This is a genomic window from Shewanella sp. 10N.286.54.B9, from assembly GCF_041468565.1.
In the GTDB taxonomy this organism is placed as follows: domain Bacteria; phylum Pseudomonadota; class Gammaproteobacteria; order Enterobacterales; family Shewanellaceae; genus Shewanella.
In genome coordinates this window covers 17,977-30,929 of sequence record NZ_JBFRIY010000002.1, presented here as the reverse complement: position 1 = coordinate 30,929, position 12,953 = coordinate 17,977, and the positions used below count along the sequence as shown (strand labels likewise).

8 protein-coding genes are annotated in these 12,953 nt (G+C 44.0%); 4 read left to right on the top strand and 4 right to left on the bottom strand.

What is annotated here, in order from left to right; translation table 11 throughout:
* Nucleotides 1-1,270: 1,270 nt before the first annotated feature.
* From AB4135_RS00675 to AB4135_RS00665, 3 genes are all read right to left on the bottom strand, one after another.
* Nucleotides 1,271-2,641 (bottom strand): endonuclease/exonuclease/phosphatase family protein, encoded by a 1,371-nt coding sequence (locus tag AB4135_RS00675; protein WP_371989433.1) that lies wholly within the window; start codon nt 2,639-2,641, stop codon nt 1,271-1,273.
* 683 nt (nt 2,642-3,324) lie between these two features.
* Nucleotides 3,325-6,447 carry an efflux RND transporter permease subunit gene (locus tag AB4135_RS00670; protein WP_371989431.1) on the bottom strand — a complete coding sequence of 1,041 codons (3,123 nt, stop codon included), beginning with the start codon at nt 6,445-6,447 and terminating at the stop codon, nt 3,325-3,327.
* Nucleotides 6,448-6,456: 9 nt separating this feature from the next.
* A complete protein-coding gene (locus AB4135_RS00665; RefSeq protein ID WP_371989430.1) occupies nt 6,457-7,617 on the bottom strand; it encodes an efflux RND transporter periplasmic adaptor subunit in 1,161 nt (386 codons plus the stop codon).
* Between the two features lie 571 nt (nt 7,618-8,188).
* Between AB4135_RS00665 and AB4135_RS00660 the strand changes: the two genes are divergently transcribed.
* From AB4135_RS00660 to AB4135_RS00650, 3 genes are all read left to right on the top strand, one after another.
* Nucleotides 8,189-8,551 carry a cytoplasmic protein gene (locus AB4135_RS00660; protein WP_371989428.1) on the top strand — a complete coding sequence of 121 codons (363 nt, stop codon included), beginning with the start codon at nt 8,189-8,191 and terminating at the stop codon, nt 8,549-8,551.
* Between the two features lie 407 nt (nt 8,552-8,958).
* Entirely contained in the window at nt 8,959-10,260 is a 1,302-nt protein-coding gene (locus AB4135_RS00655) for an NAD(P)/FAD-dependent oxidoreductase (protein WP_371989426.1), read from the top strand.
* 227 nt (nt 10,261-10,487) lie between these two features.
* Entirely contained in the window at nt 10,488-10,706 is a 219-nt protein-coding gene (locus AB4135_RS00650; protein ID WP_220735884.1) for a hypothetical protein, read from the top strand.
* Nucleotides 10,707-10,718: 12 nt separating this feature from the next.
* On the opposite strand, the gene AB4135_RS00645 is transcribed toward AB4135_RS00650, so the two are convergent.
* Nucleotides 10,719-11,087, bottom strand: a complete 369-nt coding sequence (locus AB4135_RS00645; RefSeq protein ID WP_371989424.1) for an acyl-CoA thioesterase — start codon at nt 11,085-11,087, stop codon at nt 10,719-10,721.
* 292 nt (nt 11,088-11,379) lie between these two features.
* Between AB4135_RS00645 and AB4135_RS00640 the strand changes: the two genes are divergently transcribed.
* A complete protein-coding gene (locus tag AB4135_RS00640; RefSeq protein ID WP_371989422.1) occupies nt 11,380-12,885 on the top strand; it encodes an alkaline phosphatase in 1,506 nt (501 codons plus the stop codon).
* The last annotated feature ends 68 nt before the right edge of the window (nt 12,886-12,953 follow it).

Below are 12,953 nucleotides of genomic sequence, written 5' to 3'. Positions count from 1 at the left end.
TGTAAATAGATAATTTCTAATTCTAGGCTACATAAACTGCCTTGTTGAATGCGGAGAAAGAGAGCCTAAGTTGTTCAATGGGTCCGTGTATCACTTTTTTACATTTGTCATAAGGCTGATTTTTATAGGTTTTGTGAAATGTTAAAAAATTATCGATGCCTAGCAGGACAGTTTTTGGCATCTTTATTTGCGCGATAATGGGTCTCTTTAGTCTCTTTTAGTTATACCTGTATAAATATCCAGATTCATTTCAACCTACATGAGAATACGTAATCCACGTTTAACCTAAAGTTAGCTAACTTTGGGGCAAAATTAGTTACAAAGCTCGCAGCAAACACCCATTCCCCATCGAAGTTGCCGAAGTACGTTGAAGAAATAGCCGTAATGTCCACACGGATGTGGGCATAGCTTTCGCGGGACAGGATGTCCCATCGGAAGTGTTAGGCTATTTTGAATAAGTGCGAGGGAGACAACTTCGTCTGGGGCGCTGAGGGATTGTCAAGGGGCGCAAGCGCTTTGCCCCTTGGCTCGGGTGTGGGCGAAGCGCCACGACTTTTCTTTTCTAGAAATGAAAGCGAAGCTTGATATACCTAATAGCTAACTAAAACGTTTTGGGGCAAAATTAGTTACGAAGCTCGCAGCAAACACCCATTCCCCATCGGAAGCGTTAGGCTATTTTGAATAAGTGCGAGGGAGACAACTTCGTCTGGGGCGCTGAGGGATTGATTCTTATGAAATCAAGAGCTATGAAATCAACAGCGGGCGCAAGCGCTTTGCCCCTTCGCTCTACTCTTTGTTAGAAGAATGGGCGAAGCGCCACGAATTTTCTTTTTATAGAAATCAAAGCGAAGCTTGATATGCCTAATAGCTAACTAACTTTGGTGAATCTCCTTACTAAGCCTCAACCACAAGGGTAAAAATTGAAACACCAGTTAGCTAATGTAGACATGGTCGTGACCGTCCATGACAGGGATGTCATGCCCGAGCTTACAGGGATGTATTTATAGCGTGTTACGGCAGTGTCTGCACATGTGCTAGATCTTACACATCCATGTATTCACGACATTCGAACATCCTGTCCAGCATCCGCTGCAGGCGATTAGATACACTTTAATTTAAATGAGACAAAGTGTGCTCTCCTTCTCCCTTCTCCCATTTGGAGAGAAGTGAGCTAACACTATGGCGCGAGGTAAAGGTTTCATCCGCATTTAGCCACAAAAAAGCCCCGAATTATCGGGGCTTTATCTGTTCAACTAGAACTTAGTTCAGATTAAAATTTAGCTTTAATCCAAACCATACGATGGTCTGAAGACACATCTTTACCTGTACCATATTTACCAATGCGGGCATCGTTAAATAGCATACGACCTTCTTGGTAAGTAGCTTGCCAATATACGCCTGAATCTATGATATTTAACGAAGCTGATGGAATAGCGTGGTCAGCATTAATTCCGCCATAAGGGTTATGGAATTCAGCGGTAATACGGTTCGGGTATGGATGCTCAGAGCTTCGGTCAGCGGCATATTCTGCAGCGCCGAAACTTGTTGGGTACAAATCGCCGTTAGTCACATTTTGGTTTACGACAGGGTCAGCATGTAACGCTGCCATGACTTCAGTAAAGCCATCACCCGCGCCAACTGCTGCATCAAGGTTTTGATCACCAACGATAACAAAATGAGCACCTTCTTTTAAGGCACCTGTATTTCCAGCATCATCATAAAAATCTTGTGCATTGGTAACATAGTTATGCCAAAACTCAACTTCTGCAGCGTTTTGCAGTTTGTTCTTACCGGTATCAAACACTGGAGGTGTTGGATGCGACATTAGAATATGGATAGTCTCAGTACCGTCTTTAGTCGGAACTAAAATAGGCGCATCGACGTGGTTTTTAGACGACAACGTCATTTGTTGCCATTCTTCGTCGGTATACCAGTTTTCGCCATCGAGTAATGGGTTTTCAGCACCCTCTAGATCTTTCCATTTGAAGTCTTGGAAAGTACGGGTATTTTTAGCATCAATTTCATACTTAGACATTAACGCAAAAGCGTACTGTCCGTGATACTTACCAAAACCCCAAGTATCGCCTGCGTACTCATTAGTGCCAACATCTTCTGCAGTCGCAATGTAGCCATCGTTATTTAAATCGAAGCCACTTAGCAGACCGGTGTTAGTGCCATAGCTTTCAGCAAATGGGTACTCAATAGGCTCGAGTTCAGCTTCACCACCTGCTCCCTCAATACTTTGAGCGACTGATAGGTAGTTTGCTTGAAAACCTTCTAGTGCAGATAAATCTTCACCTGTGCCATCATTGTTATATTCACCCATCATTAGCACATCTGGGCGAGTCTTTTGAATGATTGCCGCTACGTTGCGAATTTGGATAACTTTTTCTGCAGCTGTTTTGTCAGCAGGCTCCATCGCATCACGATCTGCAAGATAAGCGTCTACCAGCGTCTTTTGCTCTGCAGAAGTAATAGCCATCTCTGCAACTAAGTCAGCAAATGTCGCGCGATCAAAAGAAAGGTTATAAGCAGCAATTTTAACTTCAGTATGATCAACATACTTGACGTCATCGTCATTACAGCCAGTAAGCAGTGCTACACCAACAGCTAAAGCTGCGGCAGTTTTTAGTATTTTCATGTTTTGACCCATCAATTGTAATTATAATAACGAGCTCATTTAGTTGAGCTTCGCTGTTATTCTATACAGCTGTAGATTGCATGAAAATGTATCTAGGTTAAGGTTACGTTTAAGTGTTGCATTAACCAGCACAAGTTAAACAGTGTTTAGCAGACTGTTTCACAGCTGCTACCAGCGTGTTTATATATAGATTGTTGTTACTTAATTAATTAGCGCTAGCTTAAGTAGTTTTGCAGTTGAAAAGGACTTGAGCGTGTTACGAGTTATCTGAGAATTAGATGACGTCTCTATACCAACTCCATTAAAGAGTTGTTCATTCAGCGGCAGTTAAAATCACTTTAGCAAGTCAGTGGCTTATCGCTAATCGTTATTCTCGGCTCTGGCATCCTGCTCCGCTCTCGATAATTGCGCCTGCATTATTCTACCTTCGACCATCCTTGGTCTCGTACCGCCTAAATCTGACCGCCAAGGAGGCCAGAATGCCTTATTTTGTATGGAACAAAATAGACCATTTAGTCTTATATCGAGTGCCACATGTGCTGTAGTAAGTGATTTCCCCATGCCTTGAATTGAAAGCCCTGAACTGAGTATATCTTTAATGTAATTGGTATTACTTAGTATGCCTGCATAAAAAGGCCTGCTCAAAGCAGGCCTTAATCCTAATTAATTTAGTAGGCTAGCGCTTAGCTCTCTATTTTAGCCTCGCCTTTAAACTTCTCACGTAGGGTTTGCATCATCACATAGAAAACCGGCACTAACAGTGTCCCGACAATTGTTGCTGCTAACATGCCGCCAAATACCGAATAGCCCAAAGCTCGACGGCTACCCGCGCCTGCTCCTGTTGCGATAACCAACGGCAGAACCCCGAGCAAGAATGAGAACGCGGTCATCAGTACCGCACGAAAACGTAATCTTGCCGCCGTCTCGCCAGCATCAAGAATACTCTTGCCCTCTTCTCTAAGTTGTTTAGCAAACTCCACAATCAAGATTGCGTTTTTACAGGCAAGGCCAATCAAGAGTACCAAGCCAATTTGCGCGTAAAGGTTAAGCTCTGCGCCCACCAGCCAGATATTGAGGAAAGCACCGAGTATCGCAATCGGCACAGCCAACATAACCGCAAACGGAATAGTCCAGCTTTCATATTGAGCGACCAAGAATAGGTAAGTAAATACCAAGGCTAAGGCGAAGATCAATGGTGCTAAATTACCCGCTTTAATCTCTTGATAGGTTTGCCCTGTCCACTCATAGCTATAGCCCGTTGGTAGAGACTGCGCAGCAGCCCGCTCCATCGCTTGTATCGCATCGCCAGAACTAAAACCTGCTGCAGGGAACCCGTTAATCGTGGTTGAACTGAACATATTGTATGAGTTCATCACATCGGGCCCTAAAATAGGCGTCACCGTCACCAAGGTACTAAGCGGAACCATCTCGCCGGAGGAGGAGCGCACATAGAAACGAGCAATGTCCATATCGGAGTTACGGAAATCCGCTTCTGCTTGCAGTATCACTCTGAATACCTTACCAAAGCGGTTAAAATCATTAACATACATCGAACCAAGCATGGTCTGCATTGTGCTAAAAATCTCATTGAGTGGAATACCCAACGCCTTAGCTTTGTCACGATCCACATCCACAAACATCTGCGGCACATCGGCGCGGAAGTTACTAAAAGACATGGCAATTTCTGGTTGCTCATTGGCTTTCATTATCAGCGCTCGCATTACTGAAGCCAGCTCCTGCGGACTGCGACCTTGAGTGTCTTGCAACACAAACTCAAAGCCACCGACACTGCCGACACCTGGAATAGGCGGCAGTGAGAACGCCATCGCTTTAACCGATGGGTTAGCAGCGTATTTAGCTTGCAGTTTAGCCACAATGGCATGCTCTGCCATATCCGGTGACTCACGCTCAGACCAAGTCGACAAGGTAACAATCATCAAACCACCGTTTGATGCTACCGAGCCCGTTAGAATACTAAAGCCACTGGCGTGAATAACATTCTCAACACCCGGTTCAGCCAAGGTTAACTCAACCAAATCACGCATCACATCTTCCGTACGGTTTAGTGACGCGCCATCGGGTAGCTGAATATCCACCATAAAGGCTTTTTTATCTTCCATAGGCACAAAGCCTGATGGCAAGATTTTAGCTAAGCCCCCTGTTGCTGCTAGCAGGGCAATAAAGACCACCAACACCAGTGTTAACTTACGAGTCAGCACATGGACTAATTTAGTGTATTTACCGGTAAACACATTAAAGTGCTTATTGAATTTGGCATGAAAACCTTGGGTGTGTTCTTTAGGTGGACGCAATACCGAGGCGCACAATGCCGGACTTAAGGTTAATGCGTTAACCGATGAAATCAGCACCGAGATACAGATGGTCACCGAGAACTGCGCATACATCTGCCCGGTAATCCCCGGCATTACTGCCGTTGGCGCAAATACAGCAAGCAATACTAATGTGGTCGCAATAATCGGCCCAGTAACCTCTTGCATCGCTTTAGAGGTCGCTTCTTTAGGCGATAAGCCCTCATCTTGCATCAAACGCGTGACGTTTTCGACCACCACGATGGCATCATCAACCACAATACCAATGGCTAAGATCAGTGCGAACAAGGACACGGTATTAATGCTCATCCCTGAGATAAGTAAGAAGGCAAACGTACCGATCAAAGAAACTGGGATTGCAATCCCGGGAATTAACGTCGAGCGCACATCTTGCAGGAAGATAAACACCACAAAAATCACCAACGCGACAGAGATAAACAGCGTTTGCACCACCTCTTTAATCGAGGTCTCAACAAACTCTGTAGTGTCATAGAGCACTTCATACTCTAAATCTTTGGGGAAATTAGCTGACAAGGCTTCCATCTGTGCACGGATACCTTGCGCCACATCTAACGCATTGGCATCGGGTGATTGATAGATAGAGATAATCGCTGACGGTTTATTATTAAGCTTTCCTTGAGCATCGTAGGTTTGCGAGCCAAGCTCAACCCGTGCCACGTCACCTACAATAATTTTTGAGCCATCTTCATTTGCCCGCACCACGACGTTGGCAAACTCTTTCGGATTCTTCAAGCGTCCTTTTGTTTGTAAAGTATATTGAAATTGCTGATCTGGATCGACTGGAGCGGCGCCGATTCGCCCAGCTGCAACTTGTATATTTTGCTCCTGTAACGCAGCGATAACATCGGTTGCGGTTATCGAAAAGCTGGCCATTTTATCGGGATCAAGCCAAATACGCATAGCGTAATCAAGTGCACCAATAATTTGCACTTTTGAGACACCGTTTTGGCGAGCCAATGCGTCTTTAACGTTGAGTCCAGCATAGTTGGTAATAAAGAGTGAATCGAAAGTTTCGTTAGGGGAAACAAGGTTGACCACCATCAATATATTCGGGCTTTGTTTTTCAACTTTTACGCCCTGCCTTTTTACCTCTTCAGGTAATCGCGGCATGGCTTGTTGCACCCTGTTTTGCACTTTGACCTGCGCCATGTCAGGGTCAGTTCCAACCTCAAAGGTGACGTTAAGCGAATAACTACCGTCATTGGCACTCTTTGATTCCATGTAGAGCATGCCCTCAACGCCATTCACTTCTGCTTCTAATGGTTGGGCGATGGTGTCTTTGACAATATCAGCGCTCGCGCCAGAGTAACTGGTCGATACACTAACTTGTGGCGGCGCAATTTCAGGAAACTCTGCCACTGACAAGATTGGAATAGAGATAAGCCCAACCAAAGTCAGTACGGTAGAGATCACAAAGGCAAATTTTGGCCTATTGATGAAGAATTGACTAATCATAGCAATCCCCTACTTAGTTTGGTTAGCTTCTTGAAAAGGAACAATCTCTTGCTCCACAGCGTTCACTTCAATGCCTGGCCTGATCTTTTGTAGGCCATCGACCACAATACGATCGCCGCCTTCAAGACCACTTAATACTCGCCATTCGATGCCGAAACGCTCACCAAGTTCGACGATACGCTTTTCAACTTTATTTTCGGCGTTCAACACCATCACAAAACGACCTTGTTGGTCCTCTTGTACCGATGCCTGTGGGATCAATAATGCTTGCTCTTTTACCGGAGACTCAATAATCAAGGTGACAAACATCCCAGGTAACATAAAGTTATCGACATTGTCGAAGGTGGCTCTTAGCGGTAAAGTCCCAGTTGCAGGGTCTACCTTGTTACTGACAAAATCGATATAGCCAGTCTCTTTATGCATAGTGGCATTCGGCAGGCGCAGGTTAATCACGATATCTTGAATGCTAATATCTCGCGCAAGGGCTTTAGAGAAGTTTTGTTGTGCTGTAATCAGTGCTCTTTCTGGGACTTGAAAATTAACCCACATAGGTTGTAACTGCACTAAGTTAGCCATATCAGATTGTGGACTGATGATGTCACCAGTACTGACTTTCGAGTTACTAATTCGCCCAGAGATTGGCGCATAGATTTTGGTGTAGCTAAGTTGCAATTCTGCAGCACTTACCGCGGCTTCAGCCTGTACAACGCCTGCTGCGGTTGTCAATTTACGCGAAGTCAGTTCATCCATATCTTGCGCACTGATCATGCCATCAGGTAATAAGCGGCGGCCACGTTCCCAGTTCATCACGGCCACATCTCGAGAAGCTATCGCCTGTTTGAGTACTGCTTTTTGCTGAGCAAGTTCTGCTACATAAGTTGCTGGGTCTATTTCAAACAGCAAATCCCCTTGCTTGACATCATCACCTTCAACGAAGGTACGTTTAAGTAGCTGTCCTTGAATTTGTGATTTAATCATCACATCTTCCGATGCCCGAGTCCGGCCAACAATTTCACTTTTGGATTGGATCTCTTGTTGATGAGCAGTGCTCACAATCACACTCGGTAGCATGGGAGCTTGCGGGGCAGGAGCATCACCGCAGCCAGTAGCCATAATACTAATACACACCATGGCGAGCAGTTTGAATTTAAAAACTGTAGAACCGGCCATCAAAGCCTCCTGAGGGGATTAAATAAGTAATTATTTTTATCTTGAAATTATAAGCACATACTTAGTACTTTATAAACCTTTTTACATGCTTGTTTCATCATGTTTACAGTGTTGGCGACAAGATTCTGTTATTAACAGTTGCTAAGGTCTGAGTCAGTTACCAATCCGCTGAGTTAAATTAACTGATGCTTTATTAGCCAAAGTAGCCCTATGTCGAAGTTGCTGGGGCAAAAGTGAGAGCTAGGGCAAGTTTATTGGCGTCAATGTCATGGTAAAAAACAGTCAGAGCAACTAAGTTTTAGCTAGGCTGCTAAGTTATTCTTATACTGATTGGTATTAGCAAGCTTGTTAGTTTCAATCATTAACCAATAGTGTTACAAATGAATTAGCTCTTTTCGTTATTTATCTAACAGCATGACAAAGAAGCTGTAATTAGTTTAGATAACCAAAGTTAAAACTTAATTGTTAACGTTAGACACATACAGTACGCACAGGCCAACGAAATGTTGTTGACCATAATAAAAAACAGTGCCCGATGCGGCATCCGTTACAGCGAACAGGTAGGTAATTTATGACAGCAATTTCTCACGTTTATAACTATACAGTCCGATGCCCTCATATTAAGGACCCGTCTCACCCAACAAGCTGGCTAAACCACATTGAAATTAACCGTTCATGTGAAATCGCTCTAGACAGAATTACTAAGTGGCACGGTCATTCAGGTACTCGACTGTTTGAACATGAAGGTTGTGTTGTCAGAGAAGCGGAACAAGAGCAAGCTTACTTTTCGATGAAGAATGACCGCCTAAGAGATGACATTCATGTACTGGTAACCTTCAAAGTCTTTATGGACAACAAAACCAAAGACACCTCAGTACAAGAGATCATGGAACATATCATCGATGACTATAAGTCACGCTTAAGCAAACTTTAGTCATTAGCAGGCATGTTCTACTTTAGGGCATGCCGCTAACTTCTCTGACACAAACTACTATCCAGTTCACACTTCTAGACATTCATCCCGCCCCAAGTTCACAGTTTCTGATCCGGAATATCATCAAAATCCAGCTGAAAAACCTGATAACACTAAAGTAAACTACTTACTAATCAATAAATTAAAAACAATAACCTTACTTTCACCTGCAACTCGACTAGATAAAGAGCAAATTGCTGCTTTCATAACTCACTGCTACAATAGCCTTATATTTTGTGTTGTTACTTTTTTATTTTAAGGATAATTTAAGGTAAAATTAAAATAACTAAAACAATAAGTTACAACCACCACCCGTTCCAAGAATTGTTTTTTGATTATCACTATATTTATTTAAGGATTGTAAACCTATGCATGAAATGGCAAATATTGTCATCGTCGGTGGTGGCGCTGGTGGGATGGAGATCGCCACAAAACTAGGGCATAAACTCGGCCGTAAAGGCAAAGCAAGAGTGACGCTAATAGATTGTGCTGAAAGCCACGTTTGGAAGCCTTTACTGCACGAAGTAGCAACTGGCGCACTTGATATCGGCATTGATGCGATAAGCTACCGCGGTCATGCCGCTGCCCATGGTTACCATTTCCAACAAGGCGCGATGACAGATATCGATAGAGGCACTAAACAGGTCATTTTAGCTCCCATCACTGATGACAATGGTGAAGAACTGCTGCCAGCACGTCGTATTGATTACGATTACCTAGTCATAGCGATTGGTAGTATTGCCAATGACTTTAATATTGATGGTGTACGTGACAACTGCGTCTTTTTGGACAGCACAGAACAAGCAATGGAGATCCGCACCATTTTGCTCAATAAGTTCATGCGCTATGCCAGCCATCACCAACTGGATGAAAAAATTAAGATTGCGGTTGTTGGCGCTGGTGCAACCGGCGTTGAAATGTCAGCAGAGATGCACCACGCGGTCGATCAGCTGCGAGGCTTTGGCTACAAGATTGATAGTACTCTGCTTGAGATCACGCTAATCGAGGCAGACAAACGTATTCTGCCAAAAGTAGAAAAAGCTGAGATATCAGAATCTGTCGCTAAAGAGTTAACCGCGATAGGCGTTAAAGTGATGACTAATACCCGCATCAATCAAGTCACTACAGAGGGTTTACACACTTCTGAAGATGAGTTCATTCCATCGGATATGGTGATTTGGTCTACGGGTGTTAAAGCACCTGACTTTTTAAAAGAGATTGGTGGGCTAGAGAGTAACCATATCAATCAAGTGATGGTCCAGCAGAACATGCAGACTACTCGCGATGCCGCTATTTTCGCCATTGGTGATTGCGCAGCCTGCCCACAAGAAGATGGCAGCTGGGTGCCACCAAGAGGCCAATCAGCTAGACAGATGGCATTGATGACCGCAGACAACATCATGTTGTTACTTAATGGCAAAACCGCATCAAATAACTACGTCTATAAAGACTTAGGCGCTCTGGTTAACCTATCTAAATTCCACACTGTGGGTAACTTAATGTCATTTATTGGCGGTGGCGTGATGGTAGAGGGCAAGATTGCTCGCTTCGTTTACACCTCACTTTATAGAAGACATTTAATAGAGCTACATGGGCCAGTGAAAGGCACCCTGTTGATGTTTGCTAAAGGCATTAGCCGCATTATCCACCCGCATCTAAAGCTGCACTAATCCGTTGTGAAACACTAGATCAAATTGAAAATTGCTGGCATAGTGCCAGCAATTATTTTTCAAGATGGTATTATACCAATCGTAGTAACTAACGGCTCACCCTAGCTTGTTAAAACACTCGATAACGTTGTTAGACATTAACTACTTATCGAAAATTACCGCCTAGTTCTCAAGCGTTTTTTCTGCGCTATCTCTGAACTCTTACTTACTGTGATTGGTATTAAGCTATGAAACGATCAACGCTTGCAATGACGATTATTGCAATTAGCATGCTCAGCGCCTGCGCAGAACTCAAAGACGCAGGTAATCAAATCGGTGCAACCACCAAAGAAGTCACCACCGAGATAGGTCACGCTAGCCGTGATGCCACTCGCGCCATTGGCCACGCCTCCCGCGATGCAGTTAACTCAGTAAAAAATGACCTTAGCGAAGACGATACCCTTTAAGTATTCGTCAATTTAGGCCGCATTAGCCCGCATCCCATGTGGCACGGGCAGCCCTTGCTCATTAACATGCACAAACACCATTTTGTCGATACTGACAATCGGTGCATGGGTGAGTTTATTACGCACTTTGCAAGATACAGTGATTGAGCTTGAGCCGTAACTTAATAAAGATAAACCGAACTCGATCACATCCCCCTGCCGTGCAGGCATCATAAAGTTCACTTCAGAAATCAGTTTAGTCACATGACTTTGGCTCTGCATTTGGCAACCCGCAAAAATAGCAGCCTCTTCATCAATCCAACTTAGTAGCTGACCACCAAATAATGAATTGGCAGGATTAAGGTGTTCTGGTTTTATAAATCGTCGACTGTAAAATTTCATTTCGTGATACCTCTGCAACTGTAACGTTAAATACCTATAAAGTAGTAGCAAATAGCACGCCAAATATTTAAACCTTTAATTTCAATAGTTAAGAGGAAGATACAAACCACTTAGTTGTCAATTTTGCACACTGCTGATGCAGCGATGCACCAAAATAGATGAAAAGTACATGACTACACTTCATTTAATAAGCAACATAATTGACACAAAAGCATCTCCATAACGTCATACTTTTCACTGACAATCACTGCGCCACAAACAAACCTCCTATAAATTATACAAATTGACGGTGATGATAGTGATTAATATCAAAAAGATAGCAGTTATAGCTTCTTGCAGCCTGGTAACAATCGCAGCCAATGCGGCTGTACTGCCTAGCAACCAAACTGACAGCCAATGGTTTAAAGACAGCGCTAAGTTAGTTAGCGATAAAACCCAACAAACAACGCCCAAGAAAGCCAAGAATGTGATTTTATTTGTCGGTGACGGCATGGGGGTTTCAACCTTAACCGCTGCGCGCATTTTTGAAGGACAACAGCAAACAGGCAATCAAGGTGGCGAAGAAAACTTTTTAAGTTTTGAGCAGTTTCCAAAAACAGCATTGGTTAAAACCTATAACACTAATCAACAAACTCCTGACTCTGCTGGCACCATGACAGCAATGGTCACAGGCATTAAATCTAAAGCGGGCGTGCTATCAGTATCTGACAGCAGCCTGCGTGCTAACTGCCTATCTTCTAAAGGCAATGAGCTGATTACTCTAGTTGATTTGGCCAATGCCAAAGGTCTTTCAACGGGGGTTGTCAGTACCGCTCGCATCACCCACGCAACGCCAGCAGCAGCCTATGCAACGTCTCCTGAGCGTAATTGGGAAGCCGACTCTAACCTGCCAGCAGAAGCTATCGCCAACGAGTGTAAAGACATCGCCTATCAACTAGTAATGCGTGATGAAGCGGATGCTTTAAGTGTGGCACTGGGCGGCGGTCGTCGTAACTTCATTCCAAACGATGTCACCGATGGCGAAAACAAAAGTGGTCGCCGCAGCGATGGTGTCGATTTAACCGCCGCTTGGACCGACAACTTAAGTAACTCAGCGTACGTTTGGGATAAAGCTGGATTTGATGCCATTGACGTTGATAGCACTGATCATTTGTTAGGCTTATTCAACTCCTCTCATATGGAATATGAGGCTGACAGAGCTGATGACACCGCCGGTGAACCCTCTCTGACTGAGATGACCAGCAAATCAATTGAGCTGCTCAATAAGAACGAAGATGGCTATCTGCTTATCGTTGAGTCAGGTCGAATCGATCATGCTCACCATTCAGGTAATGCTTATCGCGCCATGATGGACACCGTTGAACTGTCGAATGCAGTAAAAGCGGCTATTGAAGCAACGGATCCACAAGAAACCCTTATTATGGTTACTGCCGATCATAGCCATGTATTTACTATCGCAGGCTACCCTAAGCGCGGTAATCCAATACTTGGTTTAGTCCACAATGTTGGTGGCGACTTGGCTATTGCTCAAGATGGCAAACCATACACTACTGTGGGTTACACCAATGGGCCTGGCGCAGTAGTTGGCGTGCGTGATGACTTAAGCTCAGTTGATACCAAAGACAAAGACTTCATGCAGCAATCATTAGTACCTATGAGCAGTGAAACCCATGCTGGTGAAGATATCACCCTGCATGCAACCGGTCCGGGTTCCGATCTTATTCAAGGCGTTATTGAGCAGAACGTTATTTTCCACATCATCAACCAAGCACAAGCGCTAGGCGGTACTAAGTATTAATACCTAATAGGTCATTAATCAATATCCGCTGACTCATTAACTATGTCAGCAATAGTACCCAACAATTG